At 55.1% G+C, this 21,856-nt stretch carries 18 protein-coding genes; 9 read left to right on the plus strand and 9 right to left on the minus strand.

The window, feature by feature from the left end:
- Nucleotides 1-123: 123 nt before the first annotated feature.
- Nucleotides 124-1,428, plus strand: coding sequence for an NAD(P)/FAD-dependent oxidoreductase (locus tag ACOTXR_RS04025; protein ID WP_421766997.1), 1,305 nt, complete (start codon nucleotides 124-126; stop codon nucleotides 1,426-1,428).
- Nucleotides 1,429-1,621: 193 nt separating this feature from the next.
- Nucleotides 1,622-2,161, plus strand: a complete 540-nt coding sequence (locus tag ACOTXR_RS04030) for a glycine zipper 2TM domain-containing protein (RefSeq protein WP_008500779.1) — start codon at nucleotides 1,622-1,624, stop codon at nucleotides 2,159-2,161.
- Between the two features lie 59 nt (nucleotides 2,162-2,220).
- On the opposite strand, the gene comR is transcribed toward ACOTXR_RS04030, so the two are convergent.
- Complete coding sequence (gene comR / locus ACOTXR_RS04035; RefSeq protein WP_058689751.1) at nucleotides 2,221-2,856, minus strand: TetR family copper-responsive transcriptional repressor ComR; 636 nt, start codon at nucleotides 2,854-2,856, stop codon at nucleotides 2,221-2,223.
- A gap of 244 nt (nucleotides 2,857-3,100) precedes the next feature.
- Between comR and bhsA the strand changes: the two genes are divergently transcribed.
- The gene (gene bhsA, locus ACOTXR_RS04040) at nucleotides 3,101-3,358 is read left to right on the plus strand and encodes a multiple stress resistance protein BhsA (protein ID WP_014883401.1); all 258 of its coding nucleotides are present in this window, start codon (nucleotides 3,101-3,103) and stop codon (nucleotides 3,356-3,358) included.
- Between the two features lie 73 nt (nucleotides 3,359-3,431).
- On the opposite strand, the gene ldtC is transcribed toward bhsA, so the two are convergent.
- The 3 genes from ldtC to ACOTXR_RS04055 all read right to left on the minus strand — a co-directional run bounded on the left by ldtC (nucleotide 3,432) and on the right by ACOTXR_RS04055 (nucleotide 9,217).
- Nucleotides 3,432-4,397 (minus strand): L,D-transpeptidase LdtC, encoded by a 966-nt coding sequence (gene ldtC, locus ACOTXR_RS04045; protein ID WP_058689750.1) that lies wholly within the window; start codon nucleotides 4,395-4,397, stop codon nucleotides 3,432-3,434.
- 150 nt (nucleotides 4,398-4,547) lie between these two features.
- The gene (gene mfd, locus ACOTXR_RS04050) at nucleotides 4,548-7,994 is read right to left on the minus strand and encodes a transcription-repair coupling factor (protein WP_078310485.1); all 3,447 of its coding nucleotides are present in this window, start codon (nucleotides 7,992-7,994) and stop codon (nucleotides 4,548-4,550) included.
- 149 nt (nucleotides 7,995-8,143) lie between these two features.
- Nucleotides 8,144-9,217, minus strand: a complete 1,074-nt coding sequence (locus tag ACOTXR_RS04055; RefSeq protein ID WP_047625711.1) for an acyltransferase family protein — start codon at nucleotides 9,215-9,217, stop codon at nucleotides 8,144-8,146.
- A gap of 258 nt (nucleotides 9,218-9,475) precedes the next feature.
- On the opposite strand from ACOTXR_RS04055, the gene lolC reads away from it, so the two are divergent.
- Genes lolC through cobB form a run of 5 tightly spaced genes read left to right on the plus strand, consistent with a single transcriptional unit; the run spans nucleotide 9,476 to nucleotide 14,414 of the window.
- The gene (lolC, locus tag ACOTXR_RS04060) at nucleotides 9,476-10,675 is read left to right on the plus strand and encodes a lipoprotein-releasing ABC transporter permease subunit LolC (RefSeq protein WP_078310488.1); all 1,200 of its coding nucleotides are present in this window, start codon (nucleotides 9,476-9,478) and stop codon (nucleotides 10,673-10,675) included.
- Nucleotides 10,668-11,369, plus strand: coding sequence for a lipoprotein-releasing ABC transporter ATP-binding protein LolD (gene lolD / locus ACOTXR_RS04065; protein ID WP_023332716.1), 702 nt, complete (start codon nucleotides 10,668-10,670; stop codon nucleotides 11,367-11,369). The genes lolC and lolD overlap by 8 nt, the downstream gene beginning before the upstream one ends.
- The gene (lolE, locus tag ACOTXR_RS04070; protein WP_058689747.1) at nucleotides 11,369-12,613 is read left to right on the plus strand and encodes a lipoprotein-releasing ABC transporter permease subunit LolE; all 1,245 of its coding nucleotides are present in this window, start codon (nucleotides 11,369-11,371) and stop codon (nucleotides 12,611-12,613) included. Before lolD ends, lolE begins: the two co-directional genes overlap by 1 nt.
- 53 nt (nucleotides 12,614-12,666) lie before the next feature.
- Nucleotides 12,667-13,578, plus strand: a complete 912-nt coding sequence (nagK, locus tag ACOTXR_RS04075) for an N-acetylglucosamine kinase (protein ID WP_078310491.1) — start codon at nucleotides 12,667-12,669, stop codon at nucleotides 13,576-13,578.
- Nucleotides 13,579-13,592: 14 nt separating this feature from the next.
- Complete coding sequence (gene cobB / locus ACOTXR_RS04080; RefSeq protein WP_014883409.1) at nucleotides 13,593-14,414, plus strand: Sir2 family NAD+-dependent deacetylase; 822 nt, start codon at nucleotides 13,593-13,595, stop codon at nucleotides 14,412-14,414.
- A 45-nt stretch (nucleotides 14,415-14,459) separates the two neighbouring features.
- Here cobB and ACOTXR_RS04085 read toward each other — a convergent pair whose 3' ends face one another.
- Nucleotides 14,460-16,361: a methyl-accepting chemotaxis protein gene (locus ACOTXR_RS04085; protein WP_373371046.1), complete on the minus strand. Its 1,902-nt coding sequence runs from the start codon at nucleotides 16,359-16,361 to the stop codon at nucleotides 14,460-14,462.
- Between the two features lie 267 nt (nucleotides 16,362-16,628).
- Here ACOTXR_RS04085 and ACOTXR_RS04090 point away from each other — a divergent pair, with 267 nt between their 5' ends.
- Nucleotides 16,629-17,858: an EAL and HDOD domain-containing protein gene (locus tag ACOTXR_RS04090; protein ID WP_058689744.1), complete on the plus strand. Its 1,230-nt coding sequence runs from the start codon at nucleotides 16,629-16,631 to the stop codon at nucleotides 17,856-17,858.
- Between the two features lie 47 nt (nucleotides 17,859-17,905).
- On the opposite strand, the gene potD is transcribed toward ACOTXR_RS04090, so the two are convergent.
- Genes potD through potA form a run of 4 tightly spaced genes read right to left on the minus strand, consistent with a single transcriptional unit; the run spans nucleotide 17,906 to nucleotide 21,714 of the window.
- Nucleotides 17,906-18,940, minus strand: a complete 1,035-nt coding sequence (potD, locus tag ACOTXR_RS04095; protein WP_045282227.1) for a spermidine/putrescine ABC transporter substrate-binding protein PotD — start codon at nucleotides 18,938-18,940, stop codon at nucleotides 17,906-17,908.
- Entirely contained in the window at nucleotides 18,937-19,728 is a 792-nt protein-coding gene (gene potC, locus ACOTXR_RS04100) for a spermidine/putrescine ABC transporter permease PotC (protein ID WP_014883413.1), read from the minus strand. The genes potD and potC overlap by 4 nt, the downstream gene beginning before the upstream one ends.
- Complete coding sequence (gene potB, locus ACOTXR_RS04105; protein WP_047027471.1) at nucleotides 19,725-20,582, minus strand: spermidine/putrescine ABC transporter permease PotB; 858 nt, start codon at nucleotides 20,580-20,582, stop codon at nucleotides 19,725-19,727. Before potB ends, potC begins: the two co-directional genes overlap by 4 nt.
- On the minus strand, nucleotides 20,566-21,714 hold the full coding sequence (potA, locus tag ACOTXR_RS04110; RefSeq protein WP_198923270.1) for a spermidine/putrescine ABC transporter ATP-binding protein PotA: 1,149 nt from the start codon (nucleotides 21,712-21,714) through the stop codon (nucleotides 20,566-20,568). The genes potB and potA overlap by 17 nt, the downstream gene beginning before the upstream one ends.
- Nucleotides 21,715-21,856: the final 142 nt, after the last annotated feature.

A 21,856-nucleotide genomic window follows, 5' to 3' on the forward strand; every position in this document is an offset into this window, starting at 1 on the left:
CAATGCGCCTGACGTGGTATTCTCAATTCACCTGAATGGTTTCAGTGCTGTAACCTGTTGTTAATTAAGGGTTATTTTTATAACTTTTAATTAACAATTGGTTAATAATTTGAGGGGGTCACGTTGACTACGCCATTGAAAAAGATAGTGATTGTAGGCGGTGGTGCTGGCGGGCTGGAGCTGGCCACACAGTTGGGTAAGAAGCTGGGTCGCGGTAAAAAAGCCAAAATCACGCTGGTGGATCGTAACCACAGTCACCTGTGGAAACCGTTGCTGCACGAAGTGGCGACCGGATCGCTGGATGAGGGCGTGGACGCGCTGAGCTATCTGGCGCACTCACGCAATCACCATTTCCAGTTCCAGCTGGGTTCCGTGGTGGATATCAACCGTGAAAGCAAAACCATCACCTTGGCAGAGCTGCGTGATGAAAAAGGCGAGCTGCTGGTTCCTGAACGCAAACTGGCGTATGACACGCTGGTAATGGCGCTGGGCAGTACCTCTAACGATTTCAACACGCCGGGCGTGAAAGAGCACTGTATCTTCCTTGATAACCCGCACCAGGCACGTCGTTTCCATCAGGAGATGCTGAACCTGTTCCTGAAGTACACCAATAATATGGGTGCGAATGGCAAGGTTAACATTGCGATTGTCGGCGGCGGGGCAACGGGGGTAGAGCTCTCTGCTGAGCTGCACAATGCGGTGAAACAGCTGCACGGCTACGGGTATAAAGGGTTAACAAACGACGCGCTGAACGTCACGCTGGTCGAAGCCGGTGAACGCATCCTCCCGGCGCTGCCTCCGCGTATCTCCGGTGCGGCGCACAATGAACTCACCAAACTGGGTGTGCGGGTGCTGACACAGACGATGGTGACCAGCGCCGACGAAGGCGGTCTGCACACCAAAGACGGCGAGTACATCAAAGCGGATCTGATGGTCTGGGCGGCAGGTATCAAAGCGCCTGATTTTATGAAAGATATCGGTGGTCTGGAAACGAACCGCATTAACCAGCTGGTGACGGAGCCAACGCTGCAAACCACGCGCGACCCGGAAATCTTTGCGATTGGCGACTGTGCTTCCTGCGCGCGCCCTGAAGGTGGCTTCGTGCCGCCGCGTGCTCAGGCTGCGCACCAGATGGCAAGCCTGGTGCTGCATAACATTCTGGCGCAGTACAAAGGCAAACCGATGAAGGCGTATGTCTATAAAGACCACGGCTCTCTGGTATCGCTGTCCAACTTCTCTACCGTCGGTAGCCTGATGGGTAACCTGATGCGTGGCTCGATGATGGTAGAAGGGCGCATAGCACGCTTTGTCTATATTTCACTGTACCGTATGCACCAGATCGCACTGCACGGCTACTTCAAAACGGGTCTGATGATGCTGGTGGGCAGAATCAACCGCGTCATCCGTCCGCGTCTTAAGCTCCACTAATCTTTCACTCCCTCCGGGCCCTCCGGAGGGAGTTTTTAGCATATCATGCTGCCCGTCATGGATTAGGTGCTTAAGAGTTCTCCTAAACATGATATATCCCTCTCCAGTGTCCACTTTTTGATCCTTTGTCTTATTGGCGAAGCCGTGGCTTCATTGCAAAATTGTTACCAATAGCAACAAAGGAGGAAGTCCCGTGAATAAATCTATGTTGGCGGGTATAGGGATTGGTGTCGCAGCGGCGTTAGGTGTGGCTGCTGTTGCCAGTCTCAACGTATTAGATCGCGGCCCGCAGTATGCGCAGGTGGTTTCTGCTACTCCCATTAAAGAAACCGTAAAAACCCCTCGTCAGGAGTGCCGTAACGTCTCCGTGACCCACCGTCGTCCGGTACAGGATGAAAACCGTATTGCCGGCTCTGTTCTGGGTGCAGTAGCGGGTGGGGTAATTGGTCACCAGTTTGGCGGTGGCCGAGGTAAAGATGTCGCGACCGTCGTTGGTGCGCTGGGTGGCGGCTATGCCGGCAACCAGGTGCAGGGTGCGATGCAGGATAACGATACTTACACCACGACTCAGCAGCGTTGTAAAACCGTCTATGACAAGTCGGAGAAAATGCTGGGTTATGACGTGACCTACAAAATTGGCGACCAGCAGGGCAAAATCCGTATGGATAAAGACCCAGGAACGCAAATTCCACTGGATGGAAATGGCCAGTTGGTACTGAATAACAAAGTGTAAAAAAGATGTTCTCTGAACTTAGCTCCTCAAGCGCTCAGGCTGAGGAGCTTTTTTTTACCTCAAATTTTGAGGAGTTCAGGCCACAAGCGTAGTGTGGTTTCGGTTATATTCTGCAGTTTTTCCAGCGTCGCGCCTTCACGCGCGCTGATCGACATACCCTGCAAAATACAGCTCAGGTACTGCGCCAGCATCTGCGGCTGACAATGCGCGGGAATTTCACCGCGCTGCTGGCGTTGAGCCAGAAATGCGCTGAGGGTATCTTCCTGCATGGCATGTCGCGATTTCACCGTATTGGCGATCTCTTTCGACGCTGCCGCCAGGGTGGCGGAGGTGTTAATCATAAAGCAGCCCGCGGGCGTATCTTTACTGGTGAAGCAGGTGGCAACGGCGGTGAAGTAATCCCGTAGCGCCTGTTCAACGCTTTTCTCTTCACAAAACAGCTGGGCTTCGTGTTTCGCTGCAAAGCGCGAAATGTATCTGTCCAGCACTGCCCTGAACAGCCCCTCTTTGTTGGTAAATTCAGCATAGAGCGTCGGTGCTTTGGCGCCGGTGGCTTCTACCAGATCGGAAAGCGAGGTCGCTTCATACCCATGTTGCCAGAAGAGAGTCATGGCCTTATCAAGCGCTGCATCCCTGTCAAACACTTTTGGTCGGCCACGGCTTTTCTTCGCACAACTCGTGACGTCGGTTGTCATTTGCCGTTGGTCCTCTGTTGATTTGTTGAATAACCATTATAAAAATAAACGCAACCCACCACCAGTGCAGAATGCTTAAAAATAAATTAATCATATATGTATGAAAATTAACGACTTTAAAAATTAATTAATGCTCGTTATAAAATTATGTTGACGCGTGAGCTGGATCACATTTATGATTTACCTATCGATCGTTAACTAAATCGCTTACGACCTCCAAATTCATCTGCCAAAGGTAAACATCATGAAAAACGTAAAAACCCTCATCGCTGCAGCCGTACTGAGTTCACTTTCTTTCGCAAGCGTTGCTGCTGTACAAGTTCAGTCAACGCCAGCCGATCAGCATAAAGTCGGGACGATCTCTGCGTCTGCCGGGACTAACCTGGGTTCACTGGAAGATCAGCTGGCACAAAAAGCGGAAGCAATGGGTGCAAAATCCTACCGCATCACCTCTGTGACCGGTCCTAACACGCTGCACGGCACGGCTGTCATCTACAAATAAGCCGGGCATAAACCCTCATTTATGCCACTGCAATAAAAAACGCCCTGCTAAGCAGGGCGTTTTACGTTCTGTTTTACATCGACTGCTGAACGATATCGTGATGCCGGGTGACATCGGTCGGCATGCCTGACCGGGCCTCTATCGCACGTTCCATCACCTGGCTCTCGGTATTCGCATTCGTTTTAAAGCTCACCATCGCAGCATTCAGGTTAATGGGTAACGTCTGCGGATCGTCGCCGATATTTTTTGAGAGCGGCTGGTGAATTTCGACCAGCCGTACGCCGCCCGGCTCCTCAGAGACTTTAATCGGCGTATTGATAATATTCACTTTAGTCCCTGGCGTAACGACGTTGAACAGCGTTTTGATATCGTCATCGCGCAGACGAATACAGCCGGAGCTGACGCGCATACCGATGCCAAAGTCGGCATTCGTTCCGTGCAGCAGGTAAACCCCACCGTATGCCGCCAGGCGGATCGCGTGGTGCCCCATTGGGTTATCCGGGCCAGCCGGAACAACCGCGGGAAGATCGATGCCCTGGGCTTTATAACGGGCGCGAATGTTGGCCGTTGGCGTCCAGGTTGGATTCGCCCGTTTATCCGAGACGGTCGTCACCATCGTCGGTGTCAGGGTGTCGCCGCCCAGTTGACCGATACCGATAGGGTAGACGGTCACTTCATTTTTACCCGGCGGATAATAATAGAGACGTAACTCAGCCAGGTTTATGACGATCCCCTCGCGCGGGGCATCCGGCAGGAGAGTTTGTAACGGGATCGTCAGTACGCTGCCCGCGCGCGGGACATACGGATCGACGCCGGGGTTCGCCTGCAGCAGAGCCAGAAAACCGACGTTATATTTTTTGGCAATGGCTTCCAGTGAACCGCCATTATTTTCAACCACATGAAAGCGGTTTTCCCCGACCAGCTTGCTGCCAGGCGGTGGAAGAGGCCAGGTGTTTGCGCGAGCGGGAAGTGCAACCGCGACGGCGGCAGCCAGCGTAAACAGGGTTATCCAGCGGGTAAAACGCGAAGAGGTCATCATCACCATAATCCATATAAATGATAAGGTTATTGTTTTATAAGGTGTTAATGATAATTATGGCGAAAGGGTGTGTCGGGAAGATCGGGTGAAGTGCAAAGAGTTTGTAAATTGTCCCCCCGGCAGCACTGGCTAACGGGGGGGGAGGGCAGATTACGCGACCGCGTTCTCTTCGAGCTGTCGCATAAAGTTACGCACCCAGTCCATACGGGTTTTGCGATCCGCCAGCTCCTGGGTAAATTTCAGACGGGTTGGCCCATCCAGGCGGAAATACTGCGGCTGTTTTTGCAGCAGGCCAATCAGCCACATCGGGTTGACGTGATTCTTCTCGGCGAATTCAATGACGCCGCCTTTTTCATTACCTTCAAGCTTGCGGATCCCCAGCTTCTGCGCCTGCTGGCGCAGCCGCGCAATATCCAGCAGATTTCTCGCCGCATCGGGCAGCAGGCCAAAGCGGTCAATCAGTTCCACTTTGATCTCTTCCAGCTCATTTTCATTCTTCGCGCTGGCAATGCGTTTGTAGAATGACAGGCGGGTATTCACATCAGGAATGAAATCATCCGGCAGCAGGGACGGCATACGCAACTCGACCTCGGTCTGCTGGCTGGTGAGATCTTCCAGCGACGGCTCGCGTCCGGCCTTCAGGGCATCAACCGCGTTTTCCAGCAGCTCCATATAGAGCGAGAAGCCGATGGTTTCCATGGAGCCGCTCTGATCCTCGCCCAGCAGTTCGCCGGCACCACGGATCTCAAGATCGTGCGTGGCCAGCGCAAAGCCTGCACCGAGGTCTTCCAGCGAGGCGATGGCTTCCAGACGCTTTTGCGCGTCGGTGGTCATCGCTTTCGGATGCGGGGTCAACAGCCAGGCGTAAGCCTGATGATGCGAACGCCCAACGCGACCGCGCAGCTGATGAAGCTGCGCCAGACCAAAGTGATCCGCACGCTCAATAATGATGGTATTCGCCGTCGGGATATCAATGCCGGTTTCAATGATGGTGGTACACACCAGTACGTTAAAGCGCTGGTGGTGGAAGTCGTTCATCACCCGCTCCAGCTCGCGCTCGCGCATCTGCCCGTGGCCGATGGCAATACGCGCTTCCGGTACCAGTTCGGCCAGCCTGTCCGCGGCTTTCTGGATATTTTCAACGTCGTTATAAAGATAATAAACCTGGCCCCCGCGCAGTACCTCACGCAGGATCGCCTCGCGTACCACCAGATTATCGTACTCGCGGACAAAGGTTTTCACCGCCAGACGACGCGCCGGTGGTGTGGCAATAATCGACAGATCGCGCATGCCGCTCATCGCCATGTTCAGCGTACGCGGAATTGGCGTTGCGGTCAGGGTTAGAATATCGACGTCGGCGCGCATCGCTTTGATCCGCTCTTTGTGACGCACCCCGAAGCGGTGCTCTTCGTCGACGATCAGCAGCCCCAGATCTTTCCACTTCACGTCGCTTTGCAGCAGCTTGTGCGTACCGATCAGAATATCGATTTTGCCTTCGCTTGCCTGTTCGAGGATCTGCGTCTGCTCTTTGGCGCTGCGAAAACGTGACAGCATCTCAATGCGCACCGGCCAGTTGGCGAAACGGTCGCGGAAGTTGTCGAAGTGCTGCTGGGCGAGCAGGGTGGTCGGCACCAGTACCGCCACCTGCTTGTTGTTTTCAACCGCCAGGAAGGCGGCGCGCATCGCCACTTCGGTTTTGCCGAAGCCGACGTCGCCGCAGACTAAGCGGTCCATCGCCAGCGGCTGGCACATGTCGCTCAGTACGGCGTTGATGGCCTGGGCCTGGTCCGGCGTGGTTTCAAACGGGAAGCTGTCGCAGAACAGCTGGTACTGCTCTTTATCATGCTTAAAGGCGAAGCCCTCTTTGGCCGCGCGCTGGGCGTAGATATCCAGCAGCTCGGCCGCCACGTCGCGTACTTTTTCCGCGGCCTTCTGGCGCGCGCGCGCCCAGGCGTCGCCGCCCAGCTTATGCAGCGGCGCATTCTCTTCGGCACCGCCTGCGTAGCGGCTAATCAGATGCAGGGATGACACCGGAACATACAGTTTGGCGTCGTTGGCGTAGGTCAGCATCAGGTATTCACCTTTAATGCCGCCGGCTTCCAGCGTGGTCATTCCCTGATAGCGCCCAACGCCATGCTCCAGGTGAACAATGGGCTGGCCCGGATGCAGTTCGGCCAGGTTACGGATCAGCGTGTCCGGGTTAATGGTCCGACGGCTGTCCTGACGGCGCCGCGCGACGCGCTCACCCAGCAGATCGCTTTCGCAAATCAGCGCCAGGTTGTTGAGCGTATCAATAAACCCGTGTTCGGCGGCACCAATCATCAGATAACGGCCGTTTCCGGCCGCGTCGCTCAGGCGCTGAATGCGTTTCGGCGCAACTTTTATTCGCCCCAGCAGCTCGCCGAGTGCTTCGCGGCGGCCTTCACTCTCAACGGAGAACACCACCGGGCCGGTAAAGGACTCCAGGAACTTGCGCAGATTATCCAGCGGCGATTTCTGCTGCGCCTGAACGGCCAGGTCCGGCAGCGTCCGGAAGGCGAGGTTGGTGTTGGCGGCCTTATCGGCAAGCGAATCGGTTTTGAGCTGGATCCGCGGCCAGCGCTTCAGCTCCGCATTGAGTTCGTCGGTACGCAGCCACAGCGCTTCCGGCGGCAGCAGCGGACGCATCGGGTCAACGCCCCGGTTTTCGAAGCGGGCGCGGGTTTCGCTTTCGAAACGGCTGGCGCTGGCGTCGATATCGCCGGTGTTCACAATCAGCGTATTTGCCGGGAAGTAGTTGAACAGGGCCGGCAGCGGCTCGTTAAAGAACAACGGCTGCCAGTATTCGATCCCGGCCGGGAGCGTGCCTTTGCTGACCTGCTGATAGATATGCTCGGCATCACGCTTCACATCGAACTTATCGCGCCACTGGCTGCGGAACAGTTCGATAGCAGTTTTGTCCGTCGGGAATTCATGCGCGGGCAGTAAGTTAATGGACTCTACTTCCTCCAGCGTGCGCTGGGTGTCGGCGTCGAACACGCGCAGGCTGTCAATTTCATCATCGAAGAAATCGAGACGATACGGCTGGTCGCTGCCCATAGGATACAGGTCAAGCAGTGCGCCACGGGTTGCGTATTCCCCGTGCTCCATCACCTGATCGACATGGCGATAGCCGGCACCGTCAAGCTGCTCGCGCAGGGCATCACGGGACAGGCGCTGGCCTTTTTTCATCACCAGCGCATGACCATGCAGATAGCTGTGCGGACAGACGCGCTGCATCAGGGTATTCACCGGCACAATCAGCACACCGCGCTGCATGGTCGGCAGTTGGTAGAGCGTCGACAGGCGCGAGGAGATGATCTCCTGATGCGGAGAGAAGCTGTCATAGGGCAGCGTTTCCCAGTCGGCCAGGCTGAACACCAGGCTATCGGTGAACTGGCGGATTTCGTCGTGCAGGCGCAGGGCATTTTGCATATCCGGGGCAACAAGCACCACCGGGCCGGGGTGTCGCTCAGCAATTTCTGCCACCAGCGTGGCGCACGCCGCGCCCGTAAGTTCACCCAACTGGCGCTGGTCGCCCGCTTTGACAGGCAAGGAATAACGATAGTGTTCAGGCATGGCTATGTCAGAGTCTCTTATGGATATACCAACAGTATTGGGGCATATCACTGATACGCAATGTCTTTATTATCCTCGATCGTTTTACATAAGCAAATTGTAACCGCACGGGGTCACTTTCCGCCCCCAAAACGGGGGCGGAGAGGGCATTAGCGGGTGGACGGTGACAGGGAGAGCGTTGACGGAGGAGAGAAGAAAAGATCGCCAAACAGCGCGGTGGAGAGTTTGCGCACCCCGAGCCCGGCAAGGGTGCAGATAAGCAGGCTGGCAAACGGATAGACCAGAATTAAGCCCAGCTCTGCCCAGACCGGCCAGTATGCGGCATTCATCTCGCCAATCAGGAACAGGCTGAAGGCCTCAATGAGGATGCGGTGGGTGGTATAGATCGCAATGGTGTTTGAGCCAATCACATTCAGCAGATTGTTGGGATGCACGGCGTAACGCTGCTCAATACTGTAGAAAAGCTTCATGATCAACACAATCGACAGCAGGGAAAGCAGGAGAGGAACGTTAGCAAACCACAGCACCACGGAGACGGCGGCGAAAGCGCCTGTCGCCAGCCACGTGCGGCGCAGGTTGAAACTTTTCATCCACGCCATCAGCTCTGCGCCATACCACGCCCCAAGGCTGTAGTAGATCATGTTGCGTACCACGCTGTTCATTCCCCACCACGGCAACGGCAGGAAGTTGATCGCGACGCTCGCCAGTGCCAGCAGCCCGAGCACCGGTAGCTTCCAGCGGCTCAGTAGTTTACACAGCGTGAAGTAGACGACCAGAGCATACAGATACCACAGGCTGGTGCTGGCGGTGAGCATACCGCGTACAAATCCTGAGAGGGAATCGGCGTAGGCCGCGTTCGAGGAGGTGGCAAGCTCACGGTCGGGCGCCAGCCAGGCATTCAGGTGGGTCAATGCCTGCCATTGCAGAATCCCCCACAGAACCAGAACCCAGACAATGCTCCAGATCCGTTTGTCGAGACTGGTTCGCCAGTTCACCTCATCGATATAACGACGGATCAGATAGCCGGAGATAAAGAAGAATACCGGCATGCGGAATGGGGCGAGGTAGAGATTAAAATAGACCCAACATTTCGCGAGAAGGCCGGATAGCGGGTGTTGCAGCCCGCTCAGGTGCGGATAAAAGGTGATGACCGAATGATAGATAACCACCAGGCAGATACACAGCCCTTTTATCTGGTTAATCCATAATGCTTTTTGCTTCATTGTTCGCGACTACCTTAAATTGCCATAAACGAACGAGCAATTGTTGTGAAATGAAACCGGGATGTAACGGGTAACAGTCTGTATCAGGAGGTTTTTCGGAAAAGGTGGAGGTTGCGAGGCGACAATTCAGACAATAGCACGCTGATTTATCTGAATTTTTCGGAAAAATGATTACCAAAGCTTACGGTTTCAGTCATTTACGCTTAACGGATTCGCTTATATACTCGTGGGTCTGCTATCAGCAAACAGACGGATTTCATGTATCAACCTGTCGCACTCTTCATAGGCTTACGTTACATGCGTGGGCGCGCCGCGGACCGCTTCGGTCGCTTTGTCTCCTGGCTTTCGACTATTGGCATTACGCTCGGCGTGATGGCACTGGTGACGGTCCTTTCCGTCATGAATGGCTTCGAGCGCGAGCTGCAAAACAACATCCTGGGGCTGATGCCGCAGGCCGTTCTCTCCTCCACCAACGGTTCGCTGAACCCGCAACAGCTGCCGGAAAGTGCGGCGAAGTTACAGGGTGTCACGCGCGTTGCGCCGTTAACAACCGGCGACGTGGTGCTGCAAAGCGCCCGCAGCGTGGCGGTCGGCGTCATGCTGGGTATTGACCCGGCACAAAACGATCCGCTGACCCCGTACCTGGTTAACGTGAAGCAGACCGATCTGGCCGCCGGAAAATACAACGTTATTCTGGGTGAGCAGCTTGCCGGCCAGCTTGGCGTCAACCGTGGCGACCAGCTGCGTGTGATGGTGCCCTCTGCCAGTCAGTTTACGCCGATGGGGCGCCTGCCAAGCCAGCGCCTGTTTAACGTAATTGGTACCTTTGCCGCCAACAGCGAAGTCGATGGTTATCAGATGCTGGTTAACATCCAGGACGCTTCGCGCCTGATGCGTTACCCGACAGGGAACATCACGGGCTGGCGCCTGTGGCTCGACGCGCCGCTGAAGGTTGATACCCTCAGCCAGCAAAAACTGCCGGACGGCACCAAATGGCAGGACTGGCGCGAACGTAAAGGCGAACTGTTCCAGGCCGTGCGTATGGAAAAAAACATGATGGGGCTGCTGTTGAGCCTGATCGTGGCCGTGGCCGCTTTTAACATCATCACCTCGCTGGGTCTGATGGTGATGGAAAAGCAAGGCGAGGTCGCCATCCTGCAAACCCAGGGGCTCACGCCGCGCCAGATCATGGCGGTCTTTATGGTGCAGGGTGCCAGCGCCGGGATTATCGGCGCGCTGCTGGGGGCGGGGCTCGGCGCACTGCTTGCCAGCCAGCTTAATAATTTAATGCCGATCATCGGCGCGCTGCTTGATGGCGCGGCGCTGCCGGTGGCTATCGAGCCGCTGCAGGTTATCGGTATTGCGCTGGCCGCGATGGCCATTGCGCTGCTTTCGACGCTTTATCCTTCCTGGCGCGCTGCCGCCACTCAACCCGCTGAGGCTTTACGTTATGAATAAGATCCTGTTGCAATGCGACAACCTGTCCAAACGCTATCAGGAAGGCGCTGTGCAGACCGACGTGCTGCACAATGTGAGCTTCAGCGTGGGCGAAGGCGAGATGATGGCGATTGTCGGCAGCTCCGGCTCGGGCAAAAGTACGCTGCTGCACCTGCTCGGCGGGCTGGATACCCCAACCAGCGGCGACGTGATTTTTTCCGGCCAGCCGATGAGCAAAATGTCCTCAGCGGCGAAGGCCGAGCTGCGTAATCGCGAGCTGGGCTTTATCTACCAGTTCCACCACCTGCTGCCGGATTTCACGGCGCTGGAAAACGTGGCGATGCCGTTGCTGATTGGCAAAAAGAAACCGGCAGAAATTAACGCCCGCGCCAGCGACATGCTGAACGCAGTAGGGCTGGGTCACCGTGGCAATCACCGTCCGTCGGAGCTTTCCGGCGGCGAACGTCAGCGCGTGGCCATTGCCCGTGCGTTGGTCAACAACCCGCGTCTGGTACTGGCGGATGAACCGACCGGTAACCTGGATGCGCGTAATGCGGACAGTATTTTCCAGCTTTTGGGTGAACTTAACGCCTCGCAGGGCACCGCGTTTCTGGTGGTCACCCACGATCTGCAGCTGGCAAAACGCATGGGGCGCCAGCTTGAAATGCGCGACGGTCATCTGAATGCAGAACTGACCCTGATGGGAGCGGAGTAATGGCTTCACCGTTATCGTTACTCATCGGGTTACGCTTTAGCCGCGGTCGCCGTCGCGGCGGCATGGTGTCGCTCATCTCCGTCATCTCGACCATCGGTATTGCGCTGGGCGTGGCGGTGTTGATTGTCGGCCTGAGCGCCATGAACGGCTTCGAGCGCGAACTGAATAACCGCATTCTGGCGGTGGTACCGCACGGGGAAATCGAGCCGGTTAACCAGCCCTGGACCCACTGGAGCGATGCGCTTAACAAAGTTGAGAACGTCCCGGGCATCGCTGCTGCCGCGCCCTATATCAACTTTACCGGGCTGGTGGAGAGCGGGGTAAACCTGCGTGCCATCCAGGTGAAAGGGGTGAACCCCGCCCAGGAAGAACGCCTGAGCGCGCTGCCGAAATATGTGCAGAACGGCGCGTGGGCAAACTTTAAGGCCGGCGAGCAGCAGATCATCATGGGCAAAGGCGTTGCAGATGCCCTGAAGGTGAAGCAGGGCGACTGGGTGTCGATCATGATCCCGAACGCCAGCGCCGATCACAAATTGCAGCAGCCGAAACGCGTGCGCCTGCACGTCACCGGTATTCTTCAGCTGAGCGGTCAGCTTGACCATAGCTTTGCGATGGTGCCGATGGAAGATGCGCGGCAGTATCTCGACATGGGCGACAGCGTGACGGGCATTGCCATTAAGGTGAACGACGTCTTTAATGCCAACAAACTGGTACGCGACGCGGGCAGCGTGACCAATAACTATGTTTACATCAAAAGCTGGATCGGCACTTACGGGTATATGTACCGTGATATCCAGATGATCCGCGCGATTATGTATCTGGCGATGGTGCTGGTGATCGGTGTGGCGTGCTTTAACATCGTCTCGACGCTGGTGATGGCAGTCAAGGACAAGAGCGGTGACATTGCCGTGCTGAGAACGCTCGGGGCGAAAGACGGTCTTATTCGCGCCATCTTCGTCTGGTACGGTTTGCTGGCAGGATTGTTCGGTAGCCTGTGTGGCGTGGTGATTGGCGTGGTGGTTTCCCTACAGTTGACGCCAATTATCAACGGCATTGAAAAGCTTATTGGTCACCAGTTCCTGTCGGGTGATATCTATTTTATTGACTTCCTGCCGTCTGAATTGCACTGGCTGGACGTTTTTTATGTGCTGGTCACAGCACTTTTACTGAGTCTGCTGGCAAGCTGGTATCCGGCGCGTCGCGCAAGCCGAATTGATCCGGCGAGGGTATTAAGTGGCCAGTAATTACGTCATGATCTAGCGGCTTTTGGGCCGCCAGGTCAAAAGAGGAATGCACTATGTATTATGGATTTGATATTGGCGGCACCAAAATTGCGCTCGGCGTATTTGATAAAGACCTCAGGCTGCAGTGGGAGACGCGCGTTCCCACGCCGCGCAAGAGCTACGACGAATTTTTAACCGCCATTGCCGCGCTGGTGGCGCAAGCAGATGAACGCTTTGGCGTCAAAGGCAGCGTCGGCATTGGTATTCCGGGCATGCCCGAAACCGACGACGGCACGCTGTATGCCGCCAACGTACCTGCTGCCAGCGGCAAACCGCTGCGTGCCGATCTCTCTGCCCGCCTTGAACGCGACGTGCGTTTAGATAACGATGCCAACTGTTTTGCGCTCTCTGAAGCCTGGGATGATGAATTCCGTCAGTATCCATTGGTCATGGGACTGATCCTCGGCACGGGCGTCGGCGGAGGGATCGTGATCAACGGTAAGCCCATCACCGGGCGTAGCTATATCACCGGTGAGTTCGGCCATATCCGCTTGCCGGTGGATGCCCTGGACGTTGTCGGGCGTGAGTTTCCGCTGACTCGCTGCGGCTGCGGCCAGCACGGCTGTATTGAGAACTACCTCTCCGGCCGCGGGTTTGCATGGCTTTACGAACACTTCTATCATCAGAAACTTGAGGCCCCTCAAATCATTACCTTGTGGGAGCAAGGGGATGCGCAGGCGCGTGAGCACGTTGAGCGCTATCTGGATCTGCTGGCGGTATGTCTGGGAAATATTCTCACTATCGTTGACCCGGATCTGCTGGTGATTGGGGGAGGGTTGTCAAACTTCACTGCGATTACGGAACAGTTGTCCGGGCGTTTGCCCCGACATTTATTGCCGGTTGCACGCGTGCCGCGTATTGAACGTGCGCGACACGGGGACGCAGGAGGCATGCGCGGAGCCGCATTCCTTCATCTCACCGATTAGTTTACGAGGTTTCTATGCTGTCGCGTCGCCAGGGTCGACTCAGCCGTTTTCGCAAAAACAAACGCCGCTTACGTGAGCGCTTGCGTCAGCGGATCTTTTTCAGAGACAGAATGATGCCAGAAGCGATGGATAAACCCAGAGTGGTGGTGCTGACCGGGGCGGGGATCTCCGCTGAGTCAGGAATTCGAACCTTCCGCGCGGCGGACGGACTGTGGGAAGAACACCGCGTGGAGGATGTCGCCACGCCGGAAGGTTTTGCCCGCGATCCGGATCTCGTGCAGGCGTTTTACAACGCCCGCCGTCGCCAGCTGCAGCAGCCTGAGATTGCGCCCAATCCGGCGCATCTGGCGCTGGCGAAGCTGGAAGAGGCGCTGGGGGATCGTTTCCTGCTGGTGACGCAGAATATCGACAACCTGCATGAGCGAGCCGGTAACAAAAACATCATCCACATGCACGGTGAGTTGCTCAAAGTTCGCTGTGCCTGGAGCGGCCAGGTGCTGGACTGGAAAGAGGACGTGCTGCCAGAAGACAAATGTCACTGCTGTCAGTTCCCCGCACGCCTGCGCCCGCACGTGGTGTGGTTCGGCGAGATGCCCCTGGGGATGGATGATATCTACAGCGCGCTGGCGATGGCGGACGTGTTCATCGCCATTGGTACATCCGGCCATGTTTACCCGGCGGCGGGGTTTGTTCACGAAGCGCGACTGCACGGCGCCCATACGGTTGAGCTCAATCTGGAGCCAAGCCAGGTGGGCAGCGAGTTTGAAGAGAAACACTACGGTCTGGCAAGCGCGGTCGTCCCGGAATTTGTCGACAAGCTGCTGAAAGGGCTGTAGCGGCAATGGTGTAAAAAGGCACCCGTCCTGCGGGTGCCTGACGATTTACGAATGAAAGAACGCCAGCGTCTTCTCCAGCGATTTAGCCTGCTCGTCCAGTGAGAGCGCCGCGGCTGAGATCTGCTGCACCAGAGCGGCGTTCTGCTGGGTTGTGCTGTCCATCTGATTCACGGCGGTGCTGACCTGGCTAATCCCCCGATTTTGCTCGTCCAGCGCCTGAACGATATCGTTTATCACCAGATGCACATGCGACACCGCCTCGATAACCTGTTTCATCATCACGCCGGTTTCATTGACCAGCTCAACGCCTTTGTTGACGCGGCCAGACGATTCGGCAATGAGCTGAGAAATCTCTTTTGCTGCGTTAGCGCTCCGCTGGGCCAGGTTACGGACTTCACCGGCCACCACCGCAAAACCGCGTCCCTGCTCACCCGCCCGTGCGGCTTCTACGGCCGCGTTTAGCGCCAGGATATTGGTCTGGAAGGCAATGCCATCGACAATGCTGTTGATCTCACCGATCTTACGCGCGCTGTCATCAATCTCGCCGATCACCGTGACGACGTCGTTCACCAGCGTTTCGCCATGTCCGGCGAGGCTGGCGGCGCGGTCGGTCAGCGTGGTCGCTTTGTGCGCATTGTCGGCATTATTCTTCACCGTGGCCGAAATCTCTTCCATGCTGGCCGCGGTTTCCACAATCGCTGCTGCCTGCTCCTCGGTTCGCGAGGCAAGGTCAAGGTTACCTGCCGAAATCTCGCTGGTGCCACCCCGCACGGAATGGCTGGCATCGCTGATGTTGTCGACGATGCGTTTGAGCTGCATCTGCATGGTGTGCAGGGCGTAAAAAATACTGCGAGTATCTCCCGCGCGCACCGGAATTGTATTGTTCAGCTCCCCGCGGGCGACGGCCAGGGCAATTCCGGCGGCGTCAGAAGGTTCGCCACCCACCGGTCGGTCAACTTTACGCGTAAAGATTTGCGCCATGACCAGGCTCACCACTACGCTACTGAGCACCATAAGGACAATGGCTTTCAGCAAAAATGCACGCGCCTCGGCCATCACCTCACTGACCGGGGTGACGATGGCCAGCTTCCACGGCGTCTGGCTGTTACCAATTGTAATATCCTGCCAGGTAATAAATGCCTCCTCCTTCAGCAGTGGATCGTTTTCCCGGATGACATCATGGCCCGTTATCTTCCCCGCGTAAGGCTTTCCGGTGGCCTGTTTGTCCGGGCTGAATACCACTTTATTTTCCGCTGAGAGGAGCAGGGCATAGCCAGTCCCGTTCCACGGTTTTATTGCCCCAGTCATGGCTTGCAGCGTGGCGAGTGAAAAGTCAGAGGTGACCGATCCCAGAAACTTGCCGTCAGCCATAATGGGGGCGGCAATGGAGGTAAGCATGACGTCTACGCCATTGTACGGGTAGATATAGGGTTCGATGATCACCTCTTTTTGCCGTTGCTTCGGCAGCAGGTAATAATCGCCGCTGCCGGGTGTTTCCAGGTCCGTCAGCAGGTGCAGTGCGGGTTTGCCAGAGGCATCGCGGTCGACATAGCGGGCAAAGCGTCCGGCAGGATCCTCTCCGCTCTGTCCGGCAAAGGCGGCATCCTGATGGTCAAACGCGTTGGGCTCAAAAGCCATCGACATGGAGAGAAACTGCGGGTGGGTCGCAAGATAATGGATCAGCAGCTGGTTGAGACTTTGGCGATCGGAGATGCCCGCATCCCTCAGCGCCAGGGCACTGTTGCCCATATCCCTGGCGGCAGCCAGCGCGGAATCCATCTCCTTACTTACCTGCAAAGACTGCACCTCAGCAATCTGGCGGATATGTTTTTTGGCCAGACTGTCCTGCTGCGCCATCCACTGCCACATCATAAAACCAATCGTGGCGGTAAAGCCTACCGTCACGGTGAGAAAAATGGACAATAGCATTAACGTTTTGACGCTCATTTTTGATCTTCGGACCTTGGCGTTTTGCATTCTTATCTCCCGTAATCGTGTGCGTGTCGGTCAGGCACATATTACTTATCGGATATATCACTCTCTTTCTGTAGAGTACCGGGAGTATTTAATTTAAATTCTGAGAATATAAACCCTGTTAATTAGTGTGGATGCTTTTATTTTGTGCATTCAATCAAAATAGTGCTCGATAATGCTCGTTATCGTCGTGTAGAAAGAGGATGCTAATAAATATTAAGTGGTAGAGGAGGATGGGATATGTACGGATTTATCGCCAGACAACCCATTTTTAACCCGGAGATGAAGACGGTCGCCTATGAACTGCTCTTCAGAGAGGGAATGACAAACCGTTTTCCGGATGTCTCGGCGGAATATGCGACATCCAGAATGATATCAGATCAGTTTTTATGTGTACCCGCGCAACGGATCGCCGGGGAGCACACGTCGTTTATTAATTTTCCCTCCCGGATGGTCATCGACCGGAGCGGAGAAGCGCTCGATAAAGAGAGCGTGGTCATTGAGATACTGGAAGATGCGGTTCCGGGGGCTGAGCTGTTGCAGGCCGTCAGAGAGATGAATGCGCACGGCTACCACTTCGCGCTCGATGATTTCACCCTCGCTCCTGAATGGGATGCGTTTTTACCTTATATTTCGGTTCTGAAATTCGATGTCAGAAATTATACCTTAGCGCAAATTAAACAGTATCTGGCATCGCGTAAAAAAGAGACCGCACATATAAAATATCTCGCTGAAAAAATTGAGACTAAAGAGGAATTTATTCGATTCAGAGATGAAGGGTTTTCTCTGTTTCAGGGTTATTTTTTCTGCCGTCCGGAGATGATTAAATATAAACGCTTATCGCAAAATCAGCTTGCGATTTTCCGCCTGCAAATGGAAATCGGACGTAATAAACCTGATTATCGCATTATCGAATCGCTGATAAAAAGTGATCTCACCCTCTCCTGGAAAATTATGCGCTACATGAAGCACACGGCATTTAAACATGTTGGTGCCTGTAATTTCAGCAAGTTAACCCTGAGTGAGGTACTCCGCTATCTTGGGGAGAATCAGCTGAGACGGTTCGTTGCCGTCGTGGTCCTGGCGAGTGCGGACAATGACACCGTTAGCGAGCTTTATCCGTTGAGCATGATGCGTGGGAAATTCTGTGAATTGATCGCAGAGGCGATGAACGAACCAACGCTGGCTGAAAATGCCTTTCTGTGCGGCCTGTTCTCGCTGCTGGATACTCTCCTTGAACTGCCGATGACCGAGTTGATGAAGCAGATTGCGGTGCCGCAGAGCGTGAGCAACGCACTGTGCCATCAGGAGGGGCAGCTAGCTGATATGATCGCACTCTGTCGTTACTACGAGCAGCAGCAGTGGGAGGAGGCGACAAGACTGAGTCACGCACTGGGGCTATCGGATGATGATGTGGTCGAGGCGATGAGAAGGGCGACGATTTGGGCTGGCGAGAATGCGGCCAGTTAATGCTTCCTCACGCCGTTCGCACGGCGTGAGGAATAGCGCGATGCCGTTTATCGGCCCGCTTTTAGTTTCTGGTAATACTCTTCGTAGAGGCGGCTGGCGTCACCAACGTCGTTCTGCCATTCCCCTTTGCTGATGGTGTCGGCATCCGGATAGAGTGACTTATCGTTAGCCACTTCAGGCTTCAGCAGCTTGCGTGCCGCGAGGTTCGGTGTCGGGTAGCCAATCGTTTCGGCAACCTGCTTCGCCACGTCCGGGCGCAGCAGGAAGTTAATCAGCTTCAGCGCACCCTCCACGTTTTTGGCATTGGCAGGGATCGCGAGGCTATCCATCCAGAAGATCCCGCCTTCTTTCGGCCACACTACCTCCAGCGGCGTACCGGCCTGACGGGCAACATACGCGGAGCCGTTCCACACCATGCCCAGATTCACTTCGCCTTCCATATACGGGTTTGCCGGGTTATCAGAGTTAAATGCCGCCACGTTAGGCATCAGCTTTTTCAGCTCGTTATAGGCCGCTTCAATCTCTTTTGGGTCCGTCGTATTGCCGGAGTAGCCGAGCTTACGCAGCGCTACCTGGAACACTTCGCGCGCGTCGTCGGTTAACAGCAGGCTGCCTTTGTATTCCGGTTTCCACAGATCGGCCCAGCTTGTAACGGTTTTCGGATCGATAGCCTCGCTGTTGACACCAATTGCGGTTGCGCCCCAGATGTAAGGAATGGAGTAGTCGTTATTCGGGTCAAACGGCTTGTTGAGCATCTCCGGATCGAGATTGTTGAAGTGAGTGAGCTTCGTTTTATCGATCTTCTGAATCATGCCCTCTTTGCGCATTTTGTCGACAAAGTAGGTAGACGGCACCACCAGATCATATGCGCCGTCCTTGTAGGTTTTGAGCTTGGCATACATGGTTTCATTCGACTCGTAGGTCGAGTAGATGACCTTGATGCCCGTCTCTTTCGTAAACTGTTCCAGCAGGCCCGGTGGCACATACTCGGTCCAGTTATAGAAGTAGAGCGTTTTACCGTCATCAGCGTGCGCGGCACCCATGCCAAGTACCAGTGCCGCAGCGGCGAGCATTTTTTTCATTTCATTGTCCCCTGAGATTTTGTTTTATCACGAGCAATAATCTGGCTGGCAATCACCAGAACCAGCGAAAACACCAACAGAATGGTCGCCAGCGCGTTCACTTCAGGTGAGACGCCGACTTTGACCATCGAATAGATCTTCAGTGGCAGGATTTCGTAACTCGGCCCGGTCACGAACGAAGAAACAACCACGTCATCCATCGACAGCGTAAAGCTGAGTAGCCATCCTGCGGCTACCGCCGGCATCGCAAGCGGCAGAATGATTTTGCGCAGGATGGTCATCTCGCTGGCCCCCAGATCTTTCGCCGCCTCAAGCATACGCACGTCAAACCCTTTCAGACGTGCAAAGACGGTAACCACCACAAACGGCAGGCAGAAGGTGATGTGGGAAAACAGCAGCGACCAGAAGCCAAGCTGAATGCCCAGCAGCATAAACAGCACCAGCAGCGAAATCGCCATCACGATATCCGGCGACATCATTACCACAAACAGCATGCCGCTGACGAACGGCTTACCGCGAAAGCGATAGCGGTACAATGCCACCGCGGTGAGGGAACCGATCAGCGTGGCGAAGGTGGCGGAGAAAATCGCCATCGTCAGCGAGTGCTGAGCGGCCTGCAACAGACTGTCATTATTCATAAGCAGGCTGTACCAGTTGGTGGTAAAGCCCTGCCAGTTGATGCCGAAGCGTGAACTGTTAAACGAATTCACGATCAAAATGATAATCGGAATATAAAGGTAAGCGTAAATGGCGGTCATAAAACCGCCGCGAAGCAGTCGACCGATCATTCGAGTTCCACCTTCTTATTCAGCAACCGTGAGGCGCGCCAGTAGACCAGCAGCATTAGCCCCATTACCACCGTCAGCGTAATGCTGGTCGCGGATCCGAACGGCCAGTCGCGGATGTTCAGGAACTGGCTCTTGATCACGTTACCAATCAGCAGGTTTTTTGCCCCGCCCATGAGATCTGAAACGTAGAACAGCCCCATTGCCGGGAGCATCACCAGCAGACAACCGGCGATAATGCCGGGCATGGTCAGTGGAATGATAATGCGGATAAAGGTTTGCAGCTTGTTAGCACCCAGATCTTTTGCCGCTTCCAGCAGCGGTTTATCGAGCTTCTCGATGCTGGAGTAGAGCGGCATCACCATAAACGGCAGCAGAATATAGACAAGGCCAATAACCACCGCACCCGGAGTAAACATGATGCGTACAGGGGTATCAATCACCCCCAGCCACAGCAGAAACGCGTTGAGGTAGCCTTTGGTGCTCAGGAAGATTTTTAACCCGTAGATGCGAATCAGCGAGTTGGTCCAGAACGGCACGATCAACAGAAACAGCAAAAGCGGGCGCACCTTTTGTGGCAGCCCGGCCAGGAACCATGCGAAAGGATACCCCAGTAGCAGGCAGGCGACGGTAGCAATCAGCGCCATATTCAGCGAGTGCAGAAGCACGTCAAAATAGAGCGGGTCGAGCAGGCGCGCGTAGTTATCCAGCGTAAAGACCAGCTTAACGAAGTGGGCATCGTCGCGGGTCAGAAAGCTGGTGGCGATGATCATCAGGTTGGGTAAAAAGACAAATAACACAAGCCAACCGACGATAGTGGTAATCACCACCTTCTGGAATTTACTTGTGTTCTTCATCAGCCAGTACAACCTCCCAGCTTTCTACCCAGTTGATAACCATTTTCTGGTCGAGAGAGTGGTCGAAGTCAGGATCGTCCTCGTTAAAGAATTCGCTGACCATTACCATTTTGCCATTTTCCAGTTCGACGACGGACTCCAGCGTCATCCCTTTGTAATTGCGCTCGCGGATATAGCCGATAAGCCCTTCGGCTTCGGTATTACCGTGAATTTCATCGACACGCAGATCTTCAGGACGCAGCAGGACGTTGAGTTTTTGTCCCTTCTCGACGGCGAAGTTCACGGTGATATTGCATTCACGTCCTTCCACGTTCGCGCGCACGCGCCGATCGTCCAGACGTTCAATCACCGTGGCATTAAAGATATTGATTTCGCCAATGAAGCTGGCGACAAACAGGTTTTTCGGCTCTTCGTAAATTTCACGCGGCGTGCCGTCCTGCTCTATTTTGCCATCGCGCATCACCACAATACGGTCTGACATGGTCAGCGCCTCTTCCTGGTCGTGGGTGACGAAGACAAAGGTGATGCCAAGCTTGCGCTGTAGCGCCTTCAGCTCGTTCTGCATCTGCTTGCGCAGTTTGTAGTCCAGCGCGGAAAGCGACTCATCTAACAGAAGCAGGCGCGGTTTATTGACCACGGCGCGGGCAATGGCCACGCGCTGCTGCTGACCGCCGGAGAGCTGGTGGGGTTTTCGCTGAGCAAACTCGTCCAACTGCACCATCCGCAGGGCTTCCGTGACGCGCGGGGGGATCTCGCTGGCCGGCGTTTTTTGCATCCGCAGGCCAAACGCCACGTTCTCAAACACGGTCATGTGCGGGAACAGGGCATAGCTCTGAAAGACGGTATTGACGTGGCGATCTTCGGCAGGAACCTGGGTTATGTCCTGGTTCTCAAGATGGATGTGGCCATTATCGACGCTTTCCAGCCCGGCGATAAGGCGCAGTACGGTTGTCTTGCCGCAGCCGGAGGGGCCAAGCAGCGTAAGAAACTCGCCGTCATTGATGGTCAGATTGAGGTCGGAAATGACCTCTTTGCCATCAAAACTTTTACGAATTCGTTCAAGTTGCACCAGCGGTGAACGAGAACGGGGTTGTGTATTCAATTTTTGCACTGTCCCATATAGACGCCTCAGGCAGCAGGCCGAAGCGGGGTTTGTGTGTAACCACCTTGGTGACTCGTAATGAGGGCGGACATTCTACGGCAAACCTCGGGAATCGCCAATCCTTGTCACTGATTCATAAGCTACATTTACTAACGCAGAACGATATAAACGG

The organism is Enterobacter cloacae complex sp. IR53030 (genome assembly GCF_049238365.1).
Lineage (GTDB): Bacteria > Pseudomonadota > Gammaproteobacteria > Enterobacterales > Enterobacteriaceae > Enterobacter > Enterobacter kobei.

Excerpts from the sequence above, each read along its gene's own strand:
- comR (WP_058689751.1), bottom strand. The coding sequence starts at position 2,856 with ATGACAACCGACGTCACGAGTTGTGCGAAGAAAAGCCGTGGCCGACCA.
- bhsA (WP_014883401.1), top strand. The coding sequence starts at position 3,101 with ATGAAAAACGTAAAAACCCTCATCGCTGCAGCCGTACTGAGTTCACTT.
- ldtC (WP_058689750.1), bottom strand. The coding sequence starts at position 4,397 with ATGATGACCTCTTCGCGTTTTACCCGCTGGATAACCCTGTTTACGCTG.
- mfd (WP_078310485.1), bottom strand. The coding sequence starts at position 7,994 with ATGCCTGAACACTATCGTTATTCCTTGCCTGTCAAAGCGGGCGACCAG.
- ACOTXR_RS04055 (WP_047625711.1), bottom strand. The coding sequence starts at position 9,217 with ATGAAGCAAAAAGCATTATGGATTAACCAGATAAAAGGGCTGTGTATC.
- lolC (WP_078310488.1), top strand. The coding sequence starts at position 9,476 with ATGTATCAACCTGTCGCACTCTTCATAGGCTTACGTTACATGCGTGGG.
- lolD (WP_023332716.1), top strand. The coding sequence starts at position 10,668 with ATGAATAAGATCCTGTTGCAATGCGACAACCTGTCCAAACGCTATCAG.
- lolE (WP_058689747.1), top strand. The coding sequence starts at position 11,369 with ATGGCTTCACCGTTATCGTTACTCATCGGGTTACGCTTTAGCCGCGGT.
- nagK (WP_078310491.1), top strand. The coding sequence starts at position 12,667 with ATGTATTATGGATTTGATATTGGCGGCACCAAAATTGCGCTCGGCGTA.
- cobB (WP_014883409.1), top strand. The coding sequence starts at position 13,593 with ATGCTGTCGCGTCGCCAGGGTCGACTCAGCCGTTTTCGCAAAAACAAA.
- ACOTXR_RS04085 (WP_373371046.1), bottom strand. The coding sequence starts at position 16,361 with ATGAGCGTCAAAACGTTAATGCTATTGTCCATTTTTCTCACCGTGACG.
- ACOTXR_RS04090 (WP_058689744.1), top strand. The coding sequence starts at position 16,629 with ATGTACGGATTTATCGCCAGACAACCCATTTTTAACCCGGAGATGAAG.
- potD (WP_045282227.1), bottom strand. The coding sequence starts at position 18,940 with ATGAAAAAAATGCTCGCCGCTGCGGCACTGGTACTTGGCATGGGTGCC.
- potC (WP_014883413.1), bottom strand. The coding sequence starts at position 19,728 with ATGATCGGTCGACTGCTTCGCGGCGGTTTTATGACCGCCATTTACGCT.
- potB (WP_047027471.1), bottom strand. The coding sequence starts at position 20,582 with ATGAAGAACACAAGTAAATTCCAGAAGGTGGTGATTACCACTATCGTC.